The following is a 19,773-nucleotide window of genomic DNA, read 5'->3' on the forward strand; positions in this document are numbered from 1 at the left end:
GGCAAGCCGTTAGGCAAAGGATGCCAACTGGGAGAATTCCTCGAAAAATCAGCCGTTGTTCCTTTTTGTCTCGCTTTTAGACGGCTTGCGCTTTGACTGGAAAAGAAGCATAACAACCGGCTCCGGGCGACATGCCTGTCTACTACGGCATGGATGGCATCAATGCCTGCGGGGTCCGTCCGGGCATACCACAAGGCGACATTACTATGCTTACAATTGAAAATCTTCACGTTTCCATTGGCGACAGGGAAGTCCTTTCTGGACTCGACCTGCACCTTCGCGATGGGGAAACCTTCATCCTTTTTGGCCCAAACGGGTCTGGCAAAACAAGTCTGCTTATGACGCTGATGGGTTTTGAAAACTATCGCGTCACAGGCGGGAAAATTATATTCAAGGGCGAAGATATTACCCACATGCCTGTTTATGAACGGGCCCGCCTCGGGCTTGGCATGTCCTTTCAGAGGCCGCCGACGATTCATGGATTGACCAACCGAAATATGGTTTCCATGTGTGCCCGAGACAAAGATATCGATATTGAAGAGTTGGCTCGCAAGGTCAACTTCGACAAGTTTCTTGAGCGTGATGTTAACGCCGGTTTTTCCGGCGGTGAAATCAAGCGCAGTGAATTGCTGCAGCTGATGGCTCAGAAACCTTCCCTGGTGCTTTTTGATGAACCAGAGTCCGGCGTTGACCTTGAGAATATGCAGCTTATCGGAAAGGTTGTCCGTGGTCTGCTCGATGGCGATGTGGAACCGCGTCCCGATAAAAGCATGAAGGAACTCAAGAAAGCAACCAGGACTTCCGGCTTGATCATTACCCATACGGGATACATTTTGGATTACATCAACGCGGACAGGGGACGTGTGCTGTACGGCGGCCATCTGTGCTGCGAAGCCCGCCCCCGCGATATTCTCGAACACATCAGGCAGTACGGTTATCAAGAATGTGTGCGCTGTCTGAGCAACGGCACGGAACTGCGAGGCTGATCATGAGTAAAGTAGATCTCAGCCAGTTCGAATTTGAAGGCCACAGCAGCCAGGCTTTGGGCGACCTGCGGAACCTTTCCGACGAGGACAAAGAATCCCTGCTGATGTCCGGTGTGGACTCCGAAGAAGCGGGCCGTAGTGGCTCCTTCCTCCACCTGGATCACTCCGGCGCCTATTGCAATGTCAAGAACGAGGGCGTCGAGATAATGGATATCAAGGACGCCCTTAAAAAATATGATGGACTGCCGGAGTATTACTGGAAGCTCATCGATAAGGACAAGGACGAGATCACCCGCAAGGCCAGCGAGGTTACCCACGGCGGGTACTTCATCCGGGCCAAGAAGGGCGTCAAGATCGAAGAGCCGGTCCAGTCCTGTCTTTTCATCAAGGCAAACAAGACCGGTCAGAGCGTCCACAATATCGTCATTGTCGAAGAAGACGCCGAGCTGCATATCATTACCGGCTGTGCTGTTTCTCCCCATAGCCACGGAAGTGCGCATCTGGGCATTTCTGAGTTTTATGTGAAAAAAGGCGGCAAGCTGACCTTCACCATGGTCCACAACTGGAGTGAGGATACATCGGTTATCCCACGAAGCGCCGGTATTGTGGAAGAAGGCGGACAGTTTTTGAACAACTACGTGTTGCTCAAGCCGGTCAAGTATTTGCAGATGTACCCGTCCATTACGTTGAACGGCTCCAACTCGGTGGCTCGGTTTAATTCCGTGGTCGTGGCACCGGAAGGTTCCTATCTGGATATGGGCAACAAGGTTGTGCTCAATGCGCCTGATACACGGGCGGAGATCATAGCACGTACGATCACCACTGGCGGCACCATCATCAGCCGTGGTCTTATTGAAGCCAATGATGTACCGGCCAAGGGCCACCTTGAATGCAAAGGGCTGATCCTCGGGAAGGGACGAATTCATGCTATCCCTGAACTGGACGGTACGGTTGAGGGAGTGGAACTTTCCCACGAGGCAGCTGTTGGTAAAATTGCCAAGGAAGAGATTGAATATCTCATGGCGCGTGGCATGGACGAAGAGGAAGCAACTTCGACCATCGTCCGTGGTTTCCTCAATACGGATATCATGGGGCTGCCGGAAAAGCTGCGTAAGGCTGTGGATCAGCAGATCCGCGAATTGGACGCCAGCGACGCCATGTAGCCTTTGTTGGTAGAGTGAAAAGAAATACAGGGCGGCTTCCGAAAGGAAGTCGCCCTTTTTTATCAATCTGTCCCGTCCTGAAATAGGTTGACACCCAAAGGACCTATTTTATGGATGCTCAAGAAAAACAGCGAGTAAAGCGAACTCAGCGTGACTACACGATGGCCTTTAAATTGTCCGTCGTGGCCCAGGTTGAAAAAGGCGAGATGACGTACAAGCAGGCTCAGGCTCTTTATGGTATTCAAGGGCGAAGCACTGTGCTGAAGTGGCTCAGAAAACACGGCACCCTTGATTGGAGCAGGCCCATGGTACATTCCCGCAAAGCCCCAAAAGCCAAAGAAACACCGGCCCAGAAGATCAAGCGGCTGGAGAAAGAGCTTGAGGAAGAAAAGATCAAGACCATGCTTCTCAATAAAATGATTGAGATTTCCGACCGCGAGCTTGGGACTTCAATAAGAAAAAAACTTACCCCCGAGCTGCACGAAGTCTTCAGAAAGAAAGACAAATAAGCTTGTCTGCTTGTTGCAGGCAGCTCGGGGTTAGTCGGCAGTCCGTGTATCAGGCTGAAAAACGCCATGATGCACGAGAAGCCATGTCTCAGGAGGCAAAAAACATGGTCCTGAACGTGCGGGCCAGGATGCCCCGCCTTGGAACCAGAAAGCTGTACTACCTGTTAAAGGACGCATTTTCTGCAAAGGGAATCAAGCTCGGACGTGATGGATTGTTTTCGCTGCTGCGGCGAGAGCACATGCTCATCAAGCGAAGAAAGAACTACACAAAGACAACCAACTCGAAACATTGGCTAAAAAAACATCCCAATCTGTTGGAAGATGTTCAGCCCAAATGTCCTGAGCAGGTGTTCGTAAGCGATATAACCTACGTAAAGACACGCGAGCAAACGTGTTACCTTTCGCTGGTTACAGATGCATTCAGCCGGAAGATAATGGGATACAACGTGAGTCGGGATCTCGGAGCGGAAAGCACAACCAAAGCACTGGACGCGGCAGTCAAAAATAAGCGAAGGAAGGTGAATACGATTCACCACTCAGATCGAGGGCTCCAATACGCTTCTTCGGTTTACCAGAAAAAGCTCCAACAATCCGGAATGGTTCCGTCCATGACAGATGGTTATGACTGCTATCAAAATGCCCTGGCGGAACGGATGAATGGTATTCTGAAGCAAGAGTTTATGTTTGCCAAATGCAACGACTTTGCGGAACTCAATACTCTGGTGAGGGAATCCGTTGAGATATACAACTCACAACGGCCACATCTCAGCCTGGGAATGAGAACGCCAAACGATGTACACGAATCAGGCTGTGGGGCTAGCCCCACAGCCTGAGTGAAACCTTCAAAAAACGTCAACCTAAGTTAGGACGCCTCAATCAGTGCTAAAGTGCACGGCAAATCTTGGACAGAAATGCCCCTTGCTTTTAGGTGCGATTCTCCGTGAAAATCAAAACCGGAAGTTGCAGCAAATGCGCAAGAGTTATTCAAAGGAATTCGAGGCGAAAGTGGCGTCGAGGCCATGAGTTTCGGCGTTATGGCGTCTCCGCTAGCCAATGACAGGTCCGGTCTGCCCGCAAGCGCCTGGGAATCCAGGCGATATATCCAGGGCCGAACACCAGCAAGGCGAATAAGGAGCACGGAAAGTATCCGTATCTGCTGTGCGATCTGGTCATTGAGCGTCACAACCAAGTTTGGGTCACGGATATCACGTACATTGGGTTCGACTCCGGATTCATGTATCTAATTGCAATCGTTGATCTATACAGTCACCGGGTGTTAAGCCACCGCTTGAGCAACTTGATGAATTTTGTTTTTTGCGTCGACGCTCTGACTGACGCGTTGCAGCAGCATGGGGCACCCGAGATTCTCAACTCGGCCCAGGGATGCCAATTCACGGGCAAGCAATGGCTCGGTGTCCTCAAGGCCCACGGGGTGCATTAGCATGGACGGCAAGGGCGGGCGCTGAATAACATCTATGTGGAGCGGCCTGAAGTACGAAAACATCTACTTGAACGATTGCGAAGCCGTCCATGAGCTGCGGCGTGGAGTGGCGTGGTACTTCACCTTTTACAGCAGCCGCCGGTTCCACCAAACCCTGGGATACCAGACTCCAGACAAGGTCTATTTTCAAACATTTGTCGCAGGCGGCATAACGGATGAAAGGCAAAGAAACCATGAAGGGGAAAGGCACCTAAAAGCAGATGCAAAATCTGTCTTGATTATTCGCGCAGGTTAGGGAGCGTGGAAGACGATGGTTCCACCGTGAAAAGAGCTTCCATGCCGCCGCATATCATTCCAAGGGCTTCGCCGCATCTGCTATCTAGGATTAGTCCTGGCTTCCAAGTTTGTGGACGGCGTTCTATCGCCAGGAGCGCATGCTTACCAGATTAGGCCTGGATATCTCACAGAGCACCTGCATCTGGGCTTTGCGGACTGCCGAGGCTTGTTAACCGATCATGGACACAGCAGATATTGCCTTTGGAATGGAAACAGACCACTCGCCCCAAAAGCCTGCTCAGTCGTGCTGTGGCCTACACCTTTGGGCGGTGAGGCCGGGTTGAAACGTGTCTCGAAGATTGCATCTTGCTGCCGGACAACAATTTGGTCAAGAACGCTATTCGTCTCTTTGCGGTCAGTCAGAGAAACTGGTTTTTCTCCGGCTCGCCCGACGCCATAGCATGCGCGGCTTTGTATAGTCTGGTCGAAACAGCGAAGGGCAATGGGCAGGAACCGCTACAGTATCTGCATTTTCTCTTTGAAAGATTGCCGGGCATTGAAGTCTGATGACAAGAAAAAAAGCTTGTTACCCTAATATGTTGATGCCGAAGAGGCGGCGTGTTAACAGGAGGGGGAAAATTGAACGATGGCAAAAAAATGACGCTTACAATTCGGTCAACAGCCAGAACCAGCGTTGCGAAATACGGCTTTTGGTTCCCGGCCCCTAATGTTATTGCCGTAATGACCGAATATGTTGATATCAGAAATTGTTCCATCCGAAGCGTAAAAATCGTTTATGGAGTGAGTGAACGTGATTGCAGCGCTGATAATGGGAAAAAAGGGGAAGTTGGATTTTCGGCCAAAAATACTATGCCCGTCATGGGCTGTTTCTGTGTGAATGGCCTAATGTTATTGCCGTAATGGCCGATTATGTTGATATCGGAAGCCGTTTCATCTAAAGTGCAAAAAACGTTTATGGAGTGAACGAATATGATTGCTGCGTTGATCATGGGGAGAAAAGGGAGCGTTGGTTTTCCCGGCAAAAACACCATGCCCGTCATGGGGCGGTCCCTGTGCGAATATCCTCTTCTTGCCGCCAAGTACGCCAAGCAGGTGGATCAAATATATGTAACCACCGATGATCCGCAGATCGCCGAGATCTCCAGGCGCTATGACGCCCATGTCATTGACCGTCCGGCGCGCCTTGCCAGTACCGAGGCCCTTGGTGAGGATGTGTATGTGCATGCGGCCGGGTATGTCCGCGAGCATGCCGGAACACCGGACATGTTCGTCCTGCTGATGTGCAATGCCCCGACCATTTTGGCTGGGACCATCGACGACGGGGTGAAGGCCCTGCGTGACAATCCGGAACTCGACTCCGCCGTGACCGTGTCCTGCTACAACATGTGGAGCCCCCTGCGCGCCCGCAAGGAGACCGAGGAGGGACTTCTTCAGCCATTCGTGCCTTTCGAATCCTTTGGCGACCCGGCGACCCTTAATTGCGACCGGGACAGCCAGGGTGACGTCTGGTTCGCGGACATGGGATGTTCCGTGGTCAGGAGCCACTGCCTTGAATATATGGAATCCGGCCTGCTTCCCCAAAAATGGATGGGACAGAAAATTTATCCCCTCAAGCAATGGGGCGGCTGCGATGTGGATTACGAGTGGCAGATTCCCGGCGTGGAATTCTGGCTGGAGAGCCACGGCTTCAGTTCGACATCCTTACCCTATTCCAAGTGAGGCCACATGACCAAAGTCCATGTGAATGAAAGCGTGACCAGCGTGGCTGGAGAATCTCCTCACGACGGTCAATCAAAGGCATACTCCGAGTATCGCAGGAAATGGAACGAGAATCCTGTCGACTTTGTGGTGGAACCATTTCCACTGCACCTCGATGTCGAAATCAGCAGCCGGTGTAATCTTGCCTGTGTTTTCTGCGACCGGAGGGGCAAGAAAATTGTCGGTGAAGGAGACATGTCCTTTGACATGTACAAAAGCATCCTGGACGAGGCGGCCGAACACGGCTTGTGCGGCCTGAAACTTAGTTGCCGAGGCGAACCGCTTCTCAACCCCGCCGTTGCGGACATGGTCTCATATGCTCGAAAGCGAGGAGTCCTTGATATTTATTTCAATACGCACGGCATGCTGTTGACCGAAGAGATGAGCAGAAAGCTCATTGACGCCGGGTTGAACCGGATATCCATCTCTGTGGAAGGAACGGACCCGGAACGCTTTGAGAAAGCTCGGAGAGGAGCCAGTTTTTCAAAAATAGTTCAAAATATCAGGATACTGCGCAATCTCAAAGAGCAATATTTTTCCAAAATTCCTCATATCAGGGTTCAATCGGTACAACTTCCTTGGGTGGACGAAGACGAATATAGGCGTTTTTGGACAGGATTGGCAGACGAAGTGCTCATGCTGCGGTGCAAGGGCCAGCCTACCACAGAGGTGCGGAAGGCTCCCTATGCCTGTTCGCAGCTTTGGCAACGGATGACCATATACAACGACGGCACCATTCATGGTTGCAATAATGACATCACGGACCGGCACATTGTCGGACAAGTGGGTGAGAACTCCATTGCCGAATGCTGGACTGGCGAACAAATGGAAACGGCCAGACGGCTTCACCAACAGGAGCAGGCCCATACAATGCCAGCTTGCGCAGCATGCCCGTTGCGTGCGGCCTTTATCAAAGAAAAAATGGCCGTAAAGGAAGGCGTCGAACAATGAAGAACGCATTTTCCCAACCAGCTTGGTCTCCCGCCGTAGAACCGGGGTCACGCATTCTGGTGGTCGGCGCATCCGGCGGCATTGGCAAAGCCACGGCAGAGATGCTGTTGAGCGGCCCCGCCTGCGCCGTAGGAGCGCACTTTGCCTCGGGAGAGAGCTCTCCGGTGGAAAAGCCGTTTTCTCAAGATCATCAGCTTATCCCCCTCAAGCAGACACTTGTCACTGAACAGGACTGCGCGAATCTTGTGGATAAGTTTGTGCGGCAGGCCAAAGGGATTGACGGTCTGGTCGTCATGACCGGAGGTTTGTCCCGCAACGCCCACTTTTCCGAGATCGCCGAAGAGGACTGGCTTTCCGACATCGGCATCAACCTGAACGTGCCCTTTTTCCTGGCTAGGGCGGCCATGGCGCATATGAAGCAGGCAGACGGTGGGCGCATCGTGTTGGCTGGGTCCGAATCATCTCTGCACGGCGGAAGCTCCTCCTCTTTGGGATACGGGGTTTCCAAGCGTGGCATCGAGTGCCTTGTGCAGGGGCTCGCCCGAGACGGTGCGGAAAGCAACATCCTCGTCAACGGCATGCGGCTGGGGCATTTCAATACGGATTTCAACAAGCGCTGGAAAGGAACCGACGAGGCCTACATGGACGAGCGAGCAGACATGATCCCGCTTAAGCGAGGCGGCGATCCCATGGAAGCCGCCGCTCTGATCATCTACCTCATGTCCGGCTGGGGCTCCTTTATCACGGGGCAGATGATTCCCATCACTGGTGGGGACTGGCTCTAGGAGGAATGGCTATGCACAAAAGAAAAGCACTTGTGACCGGCGGTTCCGGTTTTCTCGGCAGCCACGTCGCCGATGAGCTTAGCAGGCACGGCTATACCGTAACGATTTTCGATCGCGCAGAGTCCCCCTGGCTCTCCCAAGGACAGCACATGATCGTGGGTGACATGATGGACCGGGAGTTGGTCGAGGCCACAGTGAAGGGCCAAGACGTGGTGTACCACATGGCCGGCATCGCTGATATCGGCGAATCCTACCGCAGTCCGTTGAAAACCATCGAATGCAACATCCTCGGCAGCACCTGGATCATCGATGCCTGTGCCCGCATGGGGGTGCAGCGGTTCATGTTCGCCTCAAGCGTCTACGTATATAGCGACAAAGGGTCGTTTTACCGGGTGAGCAAGCAGGCCGTGGAATCCATCCTTGAAGGTTACGGGTTGCAGCAGAATCTCTCCTACACCGTGTTGCGCTACGGCTCCCTTTACGGCCTTAGGGCGCAGGACTGGAACGGCATGCGCTCCTTTGTCAAAAGCGCGGTGGAAGCCGGGCAGATCACTTACTACGGCACGGGCGAGGAGCGGCGCGAATATATCCACGTGAAGGATGCCGCCCGGCTGAGTGTGCAGGCCCTGGATGAAAAGTATTCGGGCCAATGCCTGACCGTGACCGGCACCCAGGTCATGACCATCCGGGAGATGCTGGGCATGATCCGGGAAATCTGCGGCAAGGATGTGGGTCTTAATTTCACTTCCGTGGGAAGTGAATATAAAGAGTCCCATTACTCCCTGACACCCTATCGCTACACCCCGAAAAGGGGAAGCAAGGTCGTTCCCAGAGAATTCGTGGACCTTGGCGAAGGGATTCTCGAGCTCGTGCAGGAAGTGGAGAGGGAATGCAACGGCGATGATTTTGAGACCATGAGTGCAATATAGCTGGAGAAGGCGGGATGAACGATAAGACAGCTTACAAGCAGGTGTACGATTACTGGAACGAGACCGTGTGTTGCTCCACCCACGCGAGCAGTGCGCCTTTGTCCCGCGGTTACTTCGAGGAAATCGAAGCATACAAATACATCAATGAGCCTGAAATTCACGCCTTTGCCCAATTTTCCCGATTCCACGGCAAGGAGGTGCTTGAAGTTGGTGTGGGCGCGGGCACGGATTTTTTGCAATGGGTCCGGTCCGGAGCAATTGCCACCGGAGTGGACCTGACCCCTGCCGGTATCGAGCACGCTGAAATCCGCCTCAAGCAGTACAACCTTGAGGCAAACGATCTGCGCGTCGCCAACTGCGAGGAGCTGCCCTTTGCCGACAACTCCTTTGACCTTGCCTACTCCTGGGGTGTGATCCACCACACTCCGGATACGGAAAAGGCCCTCTCCGAACTGGTGCGCGTGACCAAACCAGGCGGCACTATCAAGGTCATGGTCTACAACCGCCATTCCCTGGTCGCTTATTACCGCTGGTACCAGATGGCGCTCTCCAAAGGGAAGCCATGGAAGAGCCTCGCTTGGGTGCTGGACAATCACATGGAAAGCCAGGGAACCAAGGCGTACACCGGCGAAGAAATGACCGCCATGTTCACCCGCATGGGAGCGGAGGTACAAAGCGTGCAGAAATATATCACCTGCTATGACCGCAAAGTGCCGGGGTACGAATGGCTGGTCAGGGCGTTCGGACCAGACCGCTCCGGCTGGTTCATGGGGGTTACCGCCATCAAGCCGGGCGGGACGAGGTAACACCATGAGCAGGCCGGGCAAAGATGCATATGGTAAGAAGCACGGGGATTCCATTCGCGTCTTTCGGGACATCCACAAGGGGGAGCGGTGTTTTGTTTTGGGAAATGGGCCCTCTCTCTGTCAGGTGGACGCGACCATGCTCGCCGGTGAGTATACACTTGTCACCAATCTGTTTATCAAAACCGAGGCGGCAAAAACGTTCTCGCCCACATACTACTGCATGTCCGACTACACCCACTGGCAAGGAGGCAGAGGATTCGTGCCCAGCCTGCTGGAGGCCATGCCCAGCCTGACGCAAACCACATTTTTCCTTGAATCCGAGGCCGAAGCCGTGGTGAACGCCACACCCGAATTTGCCGGACTTGATATCCGCTATCTCTATCTGGAGTACGAGGACACCTCTGTCCTCGAGCATGGAGTCCATGCTCAAGTGCACGAATTCGTCCGCTGGGGCAGGACCGTCATCGCTGATTTCTGCCTGCCTCTGGCCCGATACATGGGATTCAACGAAATCTATCTGCTGGGGTGCGATTACAACTGGACAGACAAACCTGTCACGCAAGACAGCTTTTCCTCCATAAAGTACGCATACGACCCTGCTGAAGACGATAGACATCTTTTTCGTATCAAGGAATACCGCACCATGCACGATAACGGCAACATGATCGAAACCCTGGTGGCCAATGTATATGCCGTGGCCGACGCTTTTTCGAAGCAGGGCTGCACGGTGTACAATGCGGGCCAGGGGGGCAATCTCGCCCAGCTCCCGACCGTGGAATTCGATTCCCTGTTTCCCCAAGGGAGGCGATCGGCATGACCGTCCCCAGACAGCTGACTGTCCTCATTGCCGGAGGTGGCGGATACATCGGTCACAATCTCGCCCGATCTCTGGCGCCAGACCATGATGTTGTTATCACCCTGCGCCCCGGCGGATCGGTGTCGACCTCACTGCCCGGTGTCATGGCGATCGAGCAGGATCTTCTGGATGAACCTGGCGTGGAAAAACTGGTTCGGTCCGTTGCGCCCCATTGTGTTATCGATGTGGCAGGCACCAAGAATCTGGGCTTTTGCGAAGAACAACCAGACGAAGCCATGCGCATCAACTGCCGGGCACCTGAGTGTCTGGCTCAATCCGCGCACGCCGTGGGAAGTGGATTTGTCTTTGTTTCCTCCGATTATGTTTTTGACTGCATAGCCGGAGGGTTCAGGGAGGAGGATACGACTTCCCCAATGACCGAATACGGCAGGACCAAGCTCTGCGCGGAGCAGGCCGTCATGGCCGCCCATCCCGCAGCCGCCGTGGTGCGAACCAGTGCGGTGTACGGCAGGGGCGGCGGGCAGTTCTATACATGGCTGTGCCAGACCCTGGCCCGGGGCGGGGTGGTGGACGCCTTTGACGATTCCATTTTCACTCCGACGCTCATTGACGATCTGGCCCAGGCATTGGGCCGCATCGCCCTTGAAGGGCATTGCGGCATCTTCCATGTGGCGGGCAGCACTGCCATCACCCGATATGGCATGGCCTGTGCCGTTGCCGAAGCATTTGACTATCCGGCCGGTCTCGTCATCAAGGGGAAGCGGCAGGATGCCCAGAAACTTATCGCCACGAACTCCTCACTGGATGCTTCCCGGTCAGCGGAACAGCTCGATCTCATTTTTCACGACCTGAAGACCGGGCTGGGGATCTTGAAGGAATCAGGAGCAACTGATGAGTGAGACACAAGGCTATCCTGTTCAGGTCTGGCTCGAAGAACATGAGCTGAAGCAGATTGAGTACAGCGCATACTGGAATGACGAACAGGCTGAACAAGACAAGGACTGGTGGGTTCTGGACGGCGATTTCTCCCGTATGGAGGATTATCTGAAACGGACCGGAACTCTGGGAGCGCTGCAGCGCTGCATAGCCAAGGCCGGAGAGCTCGGCAGACCAGTGCGCGGCACCGGAGCCGACGTAGCCGCCGGGGTCCTGTGGGCTGTTCCCCACCTGATCTCCGCCGGAGCCGGAAAGGTCCACTGCATCGAATTTTCACAGCACCGCCTGCTTAAGCTCGGCCCGGCCGTTCTGGAGCAGTACGGAGTCGGAACAGCCCAGGCAGAGCTCTGCCTCGGTTCGTTTTACGACATACGCCTGCCTGACTGTTCACTGGATTTCGTACTGCTTTCCACGAGTTTTCACCACGCCAAACGCCCCCAGGAGCTGCTTGAGCAGGTAAAACGCATCCTCAAGCCGAGCGGCTGCGTCCTCATGTTCGGTGAATATGCCGCGACCCGGCCGTCACTTGGAGTGTATCTCACGCAAGCCGCACAAGCTCTCTGCTCACGATTGCCTAAAGGAGTCCAGGAGTCCATCACAGGCAAGGTCTACCCCAAGGCGGAGTGGCTGCCGAACTTCGAGGAACTCAATCCACCTGACGACCCGGTCATGGGAGACCATTTCTTCACTCTGGAGGAGTACGGGGCTTTCTTCGCCGAAGCGGGATTCGTCTGCCACCAATGCACCGAGAACTTCAATTGGGGCTGCGTCCTTGTCCCCAAAGGAGACGCGTAATGGCCTCTCCACTGATCTCCGTTGTCATCCCGACCTTCAACCGTGGAGGAGCTATCCTCCACACCCTCAAAAGCCTGGAGACGCAATCTCTCCCGTCGCAGTCGTATGAAGTACTGGTCGTGGACAGTTCCAACGATGATAGTGTGGATATCCTCCGGCGGTATGAACAGGCCCATGACAAACCGTATGACTTCCGCGTCATCCGGGAGGAGCGGGCAGGCCTGCACTATGCCAAGAACACCGGCACCATTGAGGCCCGGGGCGAGATCGTAGCTGTTATCGAAGACGACGCCAGGGCGGACGTGAATTGGCTTCAAACGTTGGTGGATGCGTTCGACGATCCCGCAGTGGCTGCTGCAGGTGGCAGGGTGGAGCCGCTGTGGTTCGGCCAGCCGCCGACATGGATGGAGCCGTTTTACGTCTTCCTGACCCTGTTCTCGCCCGGAAAAGAGACGCGCCCCGTTCAGGGCGAATGCCTCGTGGGCTGCAACATCGCAGTCCGGCGCGACATCCTGTTCAAGGCCGGTGGCTACAACCCCGACCTGATCAAGGGGCGGATCATTGGTGACGGAGAAGCCGGCCTTCAGCGCAAAATTTTCTCCCGTGGACTGGGCAAAGTCATGTATGTGCCTGCGGCATTGGTACACCACGAAGTCCCCCAGAAACGACTGACTTTCGAATACATGTTGTCTCGAATGGAGGCCGAAGGGGCATGCGTGGCCCACATGATTTTTCAGGAAAAGAAACCGGAAGCCACGGGGTTGCTCACCTTGGCGGCGGAAAAGGCATGGAAGGGGGTCTACCGGTACTGGCTCTCGTGGCGTGCGGAGGCGGAGTCGCATGCGTATTACGACAATCGATTCAGGTCTGCGAGTTATTTTCGGGAGAGCGCATACTATCTCAAGCTGGTCACTGACACGAATTTCAGGGAATTTGCCGCCCGTGAGGACTGGATGAAAGGCGAAGCCGGAGGGGGCGCGAAATGAAGCGCGTAGGAGTTTTTCTCGGCGCACAAAAGAATTGGGGTGGCACCTTTCAATACAACGAAGCCATTCTTAATGCAGTGTTGTCTCTGGACCGTAACCGGTACGAACCGGTTGTGGTCTATCTCTATGACGATTGGGAGGCAATCGTTGCCCAGGGCGGTGCCGAGACCCACCGCTTTGCCATGGGAGGCACGGGACGGCTTTTTGACAAGGTTTGGCGTCAATACGGTGTTCCATTGAACAAGGCACCGTTGCTGTGGCGGCTGTTCCATCCTGTTGTGAAAGGATTGCACAGCCTCGATTGCGACCTGTGGGTGTTCCCGTCCGTGGATGTGTTTACCTATCAGATGCGGACGAGGACCCTTGGTGTGATCCTTGACCTCATGCACCGCTACGAACCCGAATTTCCGGAAGTCTCCGAAAATGGCGAATACGAACGGCGGGAGAATCACTTTGGCCCGTTGTGCCAAAACGCCACGGGCATCTTGGTGGACTCCGAATTGGGCAGGGAGCAGGTGGTGGAGTCGTACGGTGTTTCACCTGCCAAGGTGCACCCGCTGCCTTTTATTCCTCCGGCTGGAATCGTGGGAACTGAGGATGCCAATGGTCTTCGCGAAAGACTCTCCCTGCCCGAACGTTTCTTCTATTATCCAGGCCAGTTCTGGGAGCACAAGAACCACGCCAGACTGATCCGCGCCTTGAGCTTGATCTCCGAAAGCCACCCCGACGTGCATTTGGTCTTTTCCGGATTTAAGGACCGGCAGTATCAAGAGCTGGTAGAGTTGGCCCACAAGCAGGATGTCGGCAAACGCGTCCACTTCGTGGGCTATGTGGAAGAGAGCGATGTCGGCAAATTATACCGGCTGGCAGACGCCCTTGTGATGCCCACTTTCTTCGGTCCGACCAATATTCCTCCCCTGGAAGCCATGCAGGCGGGCTGCCCGGTGGCCGTCTCCGACATCTACGCCGCCCGCGAGCAGCTGGGCGACGCTGCTGTTTACTTTAACCCCCGATCCGTCGAGGCTTTGGGCCACTGCCTGCGTACCCTATGGGACGACGCTTCTCTCCGTGAGCGGCTGTCCGAAGCTGGCCTCAAGCGGAGCAGCAGATGGACCGAAGCAGACTTGCAGACACGATTTTCCGAAATAGTGGCATCTGTTTTGCAGTAGTTTAAATGGCCGTCGGCTTTTTGCCGACTCTTAGACGCAAAAAAAATTGTTCACTCGGTTAACAAACATGAAGAAAACCATGCCCAGCATCACAGTCAACGTCGTCACCCGGCCCTTTGGAGGGGAATGGACAGACAAGAACATAACGGTGCTCAACGCCATCGCGCGCCAGAGTGCGTCGGGTGTAAAGGTACGGCTGGTATGCTGGCCCAACGAGCAAGAGACCATAGAGTTCGCCGAGCGCAACGGCTATGAATACCATGTGGGCACTTATTTCGAATCCTGGCTGTTTGACAAGCCCCTGTGCAGTTTTGGGGGCATGTTCTCCTCTCTCTTGGCTGAATGCGATACCGATCTGTTCGTGTACATCAACGGCGACATCATCCTGGGCCCCGGCCTGCTGGAATGGTTGCAGAACCATGCCCAGCGCAACACTCTCTATTCCATTCCCCGCCACAACTGGGACTTCGAAGGCGTGTTCGACTCCGACGCCGAATATGCTCGAGCCATGGAGAAGGCCCGTCCCGAGGCATGGACCGCTCTGGATCTCTTCGCCTTCTATGCCGAGGATGGCCGCAACATTTTCAACCCGGTGCCGCCTTTTGTGCTCCCTGCCAGCGGTAGTGACTCCTGGCTGGTGGCCCGGTCCGGCGAGGCGGGATGGGAACGCCGCCTGATCAACCCGGTGGAGAACTCGATCCTGCACATCGAGCACCAGCCCATCAATCTGGCCAAGGCCGGAGCCAAATCGTCAGCCCAGCGGGTGGTTCCATTCAACATGGGAATCTACACCGCCATCATCCAGCAGATGCCTGCCGAGGTTCTCAAGGACACATCGTTGAAAGTCTTTGCGGGACGAAACGGAATCACGCCCGTGGAAGACATGTATTCCGCAAAGACGGATTAGAGGCAGTGTAATGGAAATGCTCAACGTCATTCAGATACCGGCCCGGTCGGGTTCGCAGCGCATCAAGGACAAGAACATCGTTGATGTCTGCGGCCTGCCGCTGATGGCCTACACCATCCTCCTGGCCAAGCGGCTGAAAGGGATTGACCACGTCATCGTCAACACCGATAGCGAGCACTACGCTGCCATTGCCCGCGAGTTCGGCGCGGAGACCCCGTTCCTGCGCCCCAAAGAGCTGGCCACAAGCACGGCGAGCATGCAGGGCGCACACGAAATGGTGAAGGATTACTTCACCGCACAGGGCGTGGCCATCAACAAACTGATCGAGATGTACGTCACTTCCCCGTTCCGCAATCTCCAGACCATACAGGGATACGTGGACGAGTTGGACTGGCGGGCAGGACTTACCACCTGTCACCACATGGATATCCGCATGCTGGAAATGCAAATCACGCAGAAAGGCGAGACGCACCCCATCAGCATGGATCATAGGGCTGCCGAAAGTTCCTTTGTCAAACCCATCGGGACCTTTCTGGCCTCTTCCCGGGGGCGCGAAGCCGGAGACCGCTTTGTTCTCATAAAGAACCCATTCGAACTTATTGATATCGATACCGAGCAGGACCTAAGCCTGATGCAGGATGTGGTGGCAGCAGGTCTCTATGATTTCGGTACGCAAATGATATGAGGATCGCCATGACTGATTTTAAGGACATCGTACAGGAATATCTCGCTATGAACTGGCTTCGCCCTGAAAACGCGGTCTGTGATACTGCGGCCTATCGACTGATCGCTCCTGCCATCCGGCAGCAAGGCAAATCGCTGGAGATCGGTATTGGGAACGGATACAATTCATTCATGCTTCTCGGTGGCCGGTTCACCCCGGACTACGACTGGTTCTACAATGTTAAAACGGACGGATTCTGGGACAATGCGGATATCTACGACACCTGTGACAAGTCGCTCACCATCAGAAGTTTCATCGCCACGCCACCAATTAAGATGGTACACACCGCCATTGACCACAAGCAGAACCTCCTTGATCAGGCCAAGCAGCTCGACTTTGTGGACAACCTTATTTGCGCAGACGCTTCCCAACTGCACATTGAGGGACACTTTGATCTCATTTTTTCCAATATTCTCTACTGGCTTCCCGATCCGTTTGCCGTCTTGAACGAAGCGGGCAAGCATCTTTCCGACCAAGGACAGATCGTCACCGTTTTTCCCAATCCTTCGTTCTATGCCCATTGCCGCTCCTATGTTGACGAATCCCCGCTCTGGAAACGTCTCAACAGGGGCAGGGCGGATAGCATGATGTGGCATCTCTCCCTTGGTGAATTTCAGGAAAAACTCGCCCAACGCGAAACCGGTCTCAAAGTGATCAAGGCGGAACGTTATCTGGCGGAACAGACCCTGCGTATATGGGATATCGGACTGCGCCCTCTTTCTCCCCACCTGATCAAGATGGCCCAAGCTCTTGCCCCGGAAACCCGTCAGGAGATCAAGGCGGAATGGTGCGAGACCTGCCTCCCCTTTGTGCTGGAGCAGCTCACAATGAATTTGAGCGCGGTCCTGAGGAGGGCGGATACAACTTCGTGGTGCTCGAAAAAACCGCATAGCAAGTTCAAGAGAGAGATACCATGCAACACGTTATTATCAATGCGGCGATCTTCACGGAACGGGATGAATGGGCCCTCAAATCAAGACTTCCCGGCATCGACATCTTTGATCACCTCGCGCAGATCATCGATGCAACCCTGCCCGACGCCATGGTGACCACGTTCACCAACGACCGGGAGATTGAGGAACGGCTCCGCGTCCATTTTTACCGCACCGAACTCGATAAGCAGCTCGAACAGATCGGCTATGCCCTGCCTGTCCGTATCCGGCTGAAGGTCCAACGTTATATGACAGAGAAGGAGTGGCGAAACCTCGTCGACACCAGCGATTTTTACGTGATTAACCCCCAGTACAGCTATGTAACCCAAGACCGGCTGGTGGCCATTAGGGATGCAGTGGACAGTGACAGAGAGCATGTCCACGTCACCTCACGGATTATTGACCACAATGAACACCCTGCGTTTTCCACTGTGGTACAACCCCGCCTGGAGGCTGAAGTCCATTTTTGCACGGACTCCTCGCTGTATTATCTCCATGAAGGAGGACGCATGTTTGTTGACGAAGCTTACCGTGATGCAATTTACAAGAACCGGTCTCATGGTAAAAACGGTATCGTGCTGAGCATTATCGACCATGCCGTCTACGGCATGAGCTCGCCTCTTTTCGTGCAAAACAAATATAACGACAAAACGCTTTTCAACAGTGTCATGGTCAACGGGATCAACGAGCACTGCCCCATGTCCTACCGGCTGCCCGTGTTCAAGCTGCCCAGAGAAATACGCGACTTACCGTGCGCGCCCGGAGTCAACCGATGAAAATAATTTCTACGGATTACCATGACTACGTCTTCAAGGACCACCAGTTGGTGGGAGAGTTCGATCAGATGTATACCAGTGTCTTTTTACTCCGCTGCACCATATGTCGCTGTACGGCTCGCGAGAGGATGTCTCACCTGAAGACTACCCAGTGGCCGATGCCGTTTTTGATCGAGTCCTCTGCCTGCCTCTCTCTCCGGCACTGGGAGAGGCCCGGATTAGAAAAGCAGCCGAAACCGTTCTCCATCTGGCAGAATACTGCCGGAGGTAGCAGAAAGTGAGCGAAGTGTATCGCAGCCACACCACCCCTGTCGCCTTTATCGAGACAGAGGAGCAGCTCTCCATTCTGGAACAAAAGGACCGGGATGAGGATATCCTTGCGGTGGCGTCAAGCCCCATGGCAATGTACCTGCTTGAAAAGGGCACTCGCCGCCACATGGTTCTGAATGCTCTCTTTGACGACGATTCTGCACGACGGGTTTGTGCTGGGCAGTATGCCAAAGCACGCAGTTTCTGCGAACGTGTGGACCAACTTTCAGCAGAGATTCTTGAATACGACGGCCCGATGGAACGGATCTCCAGCCTGTCCATGATGTATTTCGTGATGAGGGCCTTTGCTTCCATGCTCATTCGTTCGAGGCAGGTGAAGGCAGTTCTGAAGCACTGCCGGGCAGACCACGTTGTCCAGATCAACACACCGTCACTGGCTCCGGCCATGAGCAGCATTCCGTACGTGATGGGCCTGACCACAGCACTGTCTCCCAATATCGCCCGGGAACTCGGGCTGACCACAACCGTGTGGGGGGAATCAGCCCCCCGAATGCAGCCTCCTGTTCAGGTTGCATCAACAGCTCGTTCCGCAGTAAAGGGGAGTGGACCATGGCTTGTCATTGATGAACATAGTTATGAGGTGGGCCCCGTTGCGGACGTATGGGAGAAGGAAACCGGAGGCAGCGTTGTACTGCTGGACAGAGTGTTGGCCTCAGTTCCATTCCAACACTCTCTCGACAGGTCCAGGGAGCTGTTCCACAGGCTTGTAAGCGATGAGATACTTATAAAGGGCGGAGATGCCTGCTATGAAGTCCTAGAGCCAATGTTGGCCTATTTCGCTTATATCCACATGCCCAGACAGATCGCGATAGCCCACAACACCAATATCTTCAGAGTCTACACGCCGGGCGTGATGCTGGTGAGCAGCATGGCTTCATCCACGCTGGAATCCGCCAGAGCCGGAGGCCTGCCCTCGGCAGTTTTTCAGCATGGGGGAAGCGGTGTGCAGGAGAACCCGATTCTCGATTACATATGGAGGCTGGGAGCCGATACTCTGCTGACCTATGGCCCGGAAGTGGACCGCCACTTCAACTCCTGGGAATATGATAACGGCATAACCGAAAACGACAATCTGGCCCGCCCTTATGCCGTGGGCTCAATTAAGCTCCACCAGCTCGATGCCGCTTCCCCCGGAGAAATAAATTCCGACGCAGATGTCATGTACATCAACACCACTTTCGGCTCGGATACCAGTTTCTTTTCTCACCAATACACTGACTTCTGGTATTGGGAATTTCAGCAGCGGATACTTCGAACCCTGGCCCAAAAACAGGGAACCAACATCATCAAGGTGCATCCCGCAGAATACGTGAAAAGCCCCTTGAGAGCATGGCTGGTAGATCTGAACGCAGGGAACTGCCGAGTCGTAGATACACCGCTGACAGAGGTATTGGATGCTGCGAAGGCTTACGTCGTTGACACACTGGGAACCGGCATCCTGCAGCTCTGCCTGACCACCAAGCCCATACTTGCGCTGGCTACCGAGAACTTCTTTCAGTTTGACGGCCACGCGCTGGATCTTTTGGAAAAACGGGCAGAACTGTGTCGCTCGCCTGAAGAATTTGCCGAGCGGATTGCAACTTTTCCCGATGCCTCCTCATGGGACATGACACGGCTCGAAAACAGAGATTTCGTCAACGCATATGGCTATCGGCAAGGGACGGACCCGCTTGAGAAGACAATGAAATTTCTGACTGCCATGGCAGGTAAAACCGCTCAAGAGCAATTCGGCATGCCCTGTGTCGTCAATGGCTTCGGAAGAGATGGAGGTTGATT

The 19,773-nt window shown here is 54.4% G+C and carries 22 protein-coding genes and 2 pseudogenes; all 24 read left to right on the forward strand.

Features of this window, described 5'->3' with window-relative positions:
- The first annotated feature begins 206 nt into the window (after positions 1 to 206).
- Positions 207 to 986 carry an ABC transporter ATP-binding protein gene (locus tag ACI0FJ_RS02355; RefSeq protein WP_424306448.1) on the forward strand — a complete coding sequence of 260 codons (780 nt, stop codon included), beginning with the start codon at positions 207 to 209 and terminating at the stop codon, positions 984 to 986.
- 2 nt (positions 987 to 988) lie between these two features.
- Positions 989 to 2,149, forward strand: coding sequence for a SufB/SufD family protein (locus ACI0FJ_RS02360; protein WP_424298454.1), 1,161 nt, complete (start codon positions 989 to 991; stop codon positions 2,147 to 2,149).
- Between the two features lie 110 nt (positions 2,150 to 2,259).
- Positions 2,260 to 3,491, forward strand: a protein-coding gene (locus ACI0FJ_RS02365; protein ID WP_424297970.1) for an IS3 family transposase whose coding sequence is annotated in 2 segments (ribosomal slippage) — positions 2,260 to 2,614 and positions 2,614 to 3,491 — 1,233 coding nt in all. Because the reading frame shifts where the segments join, the coding sequence is not laid out codon by codon here.
- A gap of 338 nt (positions 3,492 to 3,829) precedes the next feature.
- On the forward strand, positions 3,830 to 4,099 hold the full coding sequence (locus ACI0FJ_RS02370; RefSeq protein ID WP_424306450.1) for a transposase: 270 nt from the start codon (positions 3,830 to 3,832) through the stop codon (positions 4,097 to 4,099).
- Positions 4,100 to 4,133: 34 nt separating this feature from the next.
- Positions 4,134 to 4,394: a hypothetical protein gene (locus ACI0FJ_RS02375; RefSeq protein ID WP_424298457.1), complete on the forward strand. Its 261-nt coding sequence runs from the start codon at positions 4,134 to 4,136 to the stop codon at positions 4,392 to 4,394.
- Between the two features lie 332 nt (positions 4,395 to 4,726).
- Positions 4,727 to 4,819 (forward strand): annotated as a pseudogene (locus tag ACI0FJ_RS02380) (hypothetical protein); the annotation flags it as partial.
- A 27-nt stretch (positions 4,820 to 4,846) separates the two neighbouring features.
- The gene (locus tag ACI0FJ_RS02385) at positions 4,847 to 4,942 is read left to right on the forward strand and encodes a transposase domain-containing protein (RefSeq protein WP_424306452.1); all 96 of its coding nucleotides are present in this window, start codon (positions 4,847 to 4,849) and stop codon (positions 4,940 to 4,942) included.
- 72 nt (positions 4,943 to 5,014) lie between these two features.
- Positions 5,015 to 5,296, forward strand: a complete 282-nt coding sequence (locus tag ACI0FJ_RS02390; RefSeq protein ID WP_424298460.1) for a hypothetical protein — start codon at positions 5,015 to 5,017, stop codon at positions 5,294 to 5,296.
- 69 nt (positions 5,297 to 5,365) lie between these two features.
- A complete protein-coding gene (locus ACI0FJ_RS02395) occupies positions 5,366 to 6,115 on the forward strand; it encodes a cytidylyltransferase domain-containing protein (protein WP_424298463.1) in 750 nt (249 codons plus the stop codon).
- 6 nt (positions 6,116 to 6,121) lie between these two features.
- Entirely contained in the window at positions 6,122 to 7,105 is a 984-nt protein-coding gene (locus ACI0FJ_RS02400) for a radical SAM/SPASM domain-containing protein (protein WP_424298466.1), read from the forward strand.
- A complete protein-coding gene (locus ACI0FJ_RS02405; RefSeq protein WP_424298469.1) occupies positions 7,102 to 7,890 on the forward strand; it encodes an SDR family NAD(P)-dependent oxidoreductase in 789 nt (262 codons plus the stop codon). Before ACI0FJ_RS02400 ends, ACI0FJ_RS02405 begins: the two co-directional genes overlap by 4 nt.
- A gap of 11 nt (positions 7,891 to 7,901) precedes the next feature.
- Positions 7,902 to 8,819 (forward strand): NAD-dependent epimerase/dehydratase family protein, encoded by a 918-nt coding sequence (locus ACI0FJ_RS02410; protein ID WP_424298472.1) that lies wholly within the window; start codon positions 7,902 to 7,904, stop codon positions 8,817 to 8,819.
- A 14-nt stretch (positions 8,820 to 8,833) separates the two neighbouring features.
- A complete protein-coding gene (locus ACI0FJ_RS02415) occupies positions 8,834 to 9,625 on the forward strand; it encodes a class I SAM-dependent methyltransferase (RefSeq protein ID WP_424298475.1) in 792 nt (263 codons plus the stop codon).
- Positions 9,626 to 9,629: 4 nt separating this feature from the next.
- Positions 9,630 to 10,442, forward strand: coding sequence for a hypothetical protein (locus ACI0FJ_RS02420; protein ID WP_424298478.1), 813 nt, complete (start codon positions 9,630 to 9,632; stop codon positions 10,440 to 10,442).
- Positions 10,439 to 11,341, forward strand: a complete 903-nt coding sequence (locus ACI0FJ_RS02425) for an SDR family oxidoreductase (protein ID WP_424298481.1) — start codon at positions 10,439 to 10,441, stop codon at positions 11,339 to 11,341. Before ACI0FJ_RS02420 ends, ACI0FJ_RS02425 begins: the two co-directional genes overlap by 4 nt.
- The gene (locus ACI0FJ_RS02430; protein WP_424298484.1) at positions 11,334 to 12,173 is read left to right on the forward strand and encodes a class I SAM-dependent methyltransferase; all 840 of its coding nucleotides are present in this window, start codon (positions 11,334 to 11,336) and stop codon (positions 12,171 to 12,173) included. Before ACI0FJ_RS02425 ends, ACI0FJ_RS02430 begins: the two co-directional genes overlap by 8 nt.
- Positions 12,173 to 13,159 (forward strand): glycosyltransferase, encoded by a 987-nt coding sequence (locus tag ACI0FJ_RS02435; RefSeq protein ID WP_424298487.1) that lies wholly within the window; start codon positions 12,173 to 12,175, stop codon positions 13,157 to 13,159. The genes ACI0FJ_RS02430 and ACI0FJ_RS02435 overlap by 1 nt, the downstream gene beginning before the upstream one ends.
- Positions 13,156 to 14,328 carry a glycosyltransferase family 4 protein gene (locus ACI0FJ_RS02440; protein WP_424298490.1) on the forward strand — a complete coding sequence of 391 codons (1,173 nt, stop codon included), beginning with the start codon at positions 13,156 to 13,158 and terminating at the stop codon, positions 14,326 to 14,328. Before ACI0FJ_RS02435 ends, ACI0FJ_RS02440 begins: the two co-directional genes overlap by 4 nt.
- 79 nt (positions 14,329 to 14,407) lie before the next feature.
- Positions 14,408 to 15,235 carry a hypothetical protein gene (locus ACI0FJ_RS02445; RefSeq protein ID WP_424298493.1) on the forward strand — a complete coding sequence of 276 codons (828 nt, stop codon included), beginning with the start codon at positions 14,408 to 14,410 and terminating at the stop codon, positions 15,233 to 15,235.
- A gap of 10 nt (positions 15,236 to 15,245) precedes the next feature.
- A complete protein-coding gene (locus tag ACI0FJ_RS02450) occupies positions 15,246 to 15,920 on the forward strand; it encodes a cytidylyltransferase domain-containing protein (RefSeq protein WP_424298496.1) in 675 nt (224 codons plus the stop codon).
- 8 nt (positions 15,921 to 15,928) lie between these two features.
- Positions 15,929 to 17,008, forward strand: coding sequence for a class I SAM-dependent methyltransferase (locus tag ACI0FJ_RS02455; protein ID WP_424298498.1), 1,080 nt, complete (start codon positions 15,929 to 15,931; stop codon positions 17,006 to 17,008).
- On the forward strand, positions 17,002 to 17,667 hold the full coding sequence (locus ACI0FJ_RS02460) for a hypothetical protein (protein WP_424298501.1): 666 nt from the start codon (positions 17,002 to 17,004) through the stop codon (positions 17,665 to 17,667). The genes ACI0FJ_RS02455 and ACI0FJ_RS02460 overlap by 7 nt, the downstream gene beginning before the upstream one ends.
- Positions 17,668 to 17,755: 88 nt before the next feature.
- Positions 17,756 to 17,938, forward strand: a pseudogene (locus ACI0FJ_RS02465) (DegT/DnrJ/EryC1/StrS family aminotransferase); the annotation flags it as partial.
- Positions 17,939 to 17,944: 6 nt separating this feature from the next.
- A complete protein-coding gene (locus ACI0FJ_RS02470; protein WP_424298504.1) occupies positions 17,945 to 19,771 on the forward strand; it encodes a hypothetical protein in 1,827 nt (608 codons plus the stop codon).
- Positions 19,772 to 19,773: the final 2 nt, after the last annotated feature.

Origin of the sequence: Desulfovibrio sp. 7SRBS1 (genome assembly GCF_049723905.1) — a bacterium.
Lineage (GTDB): Bacteria > Desulfobacterota > Desulfovibrionia > Desulfovibrionales > Desulfovibrionaceae.

Excerpts from the sequence above, each read along its gene's own strand:
- ACI0FJ_RS02355 (WP_424306448.1), top strand. The coding sequence starts at position 207 with ATGCTTACAATTGAAAATCTTCACGTTTCCATTGGCGACAGGGAAGTC.
- ACI0FJ_RS02360 (WP_424298454.1), top strand. The coding sequence starts at position 989 with ATGAGTAAAGTAGATCTCAGCCAGTTCGAATTTGAAGGCCACAGCAGC.
- ACI0FJ_RS02375 (WP_424298457.1), top strand. The coding sequence starts at position 4,134 with ATGTGGAGCGGCCTGAAGTACGAAAACATCTACTTGAACGATTGCGAA.
- ACI0FJ_RS02395 (WP_424298463.1), top strand. The coding sequence starts at position 5,366 with ATGATTGCTGCGTTGATCATGGGGAGAAAAGGGAGCGTTGGTTTTCCC.
- ACI0FJ_RS02400 (WP_424298466.1), top strand. The coding sequence starts at position 6,122 with ATGACCAAAGTCCATGTGAATGAAAGCGTGACCAGCGTGGCTGGAGAA.
- ACI0FJ_RS02405 (WP_424298469.1), top strand. The coding sequence starts at position 7,102 with ATGAAGAACGCATTTTCCCAACCAGCTTGGTCTCCCGCCGTAGAACCG.
- ACI0FJ_RS02410 (WP_424298472.1), top strand. The coding sequence starts at position 7,902 with ATGCACAAAAGAAAAGCACTTGTGACCGGCGGTTCCGGTTTTCTCGGC.
- ACI0FJ_RS02415 (WP_424298475.1), top strand. The coding sequence starts at position 8,834 with ATGAACGATAAGACAGCTTACAAGCAGGTGTACGATTACTGGAACGAG.
- ACI0FJ_RS02420 (WP_424298478.1), top strand. The coding sequence starts at position 9,630 with ATGAGCAGGCCGGGCAAAGATGCATATGGTAAGAAGCACGGGGATTCC.
- ACI0FJ_RS02425 (WP_424298481.1), top strand. The coding sequence starts at position 10,439 with ATGACCGTCCCCAGACAGCTGACTGTCCTCATTGCCGGAGGTGGCGGA.
- ACI0FJ_RS02430 (WP_424298484.1), top strand. The coding sequence starts at position 11,334 with ATGAGTGAGACACAAGGCTATCCTGTTCAGGTCTGGCTCGAAGAACAT.
- ACI0FJ_RS02435 (WP_424298487.1), top strand. The coding sequence starts at position 12,173 with ATGGCCTCTCCACTGATCTCCGTTGTCATCCCGACCTTCAACCGTGGA.
- ACI0FJ_RS02440 (WP_424298490.1), top strand. The coding sequence starts at position 13,156 with ATGAAGCGCGTAGGAGTTTTTCTCGGCGCACAAAAGAATTGGGGTGGC.
- ACI0FJ_RS02445 (WP_424298493.1), top strand. The coding sequence starts at position 14,408 with ATGCCCAGCATCACAGTCAACGTCGTCACCCGGCCCTTTGGAGGGGAA.
- ACI0FJ_RS02450 (WP_424298496.1), top strand. The coding sequence starts at position 15,246 with ATGGAAATGCTCAACGTCATTCAGATACCGGCCCGGTCGGGTTCGCAG.
- ACI0FJ_RS02455 (WP_424298498.1), top strand. The coding sequence starts at position 15,929 with ATGACTGATTTTAAGGACATCGTACAGGAATATCTCGCTATGAACTGG.
- ACI0FJ_RS02460 (WP_424298501.1), top strand. The coding sequence starts at position 17,002 with ATGGTGACCACGTTCACCAACGACCGGGAGATTGAGGAACGGCTCCGC.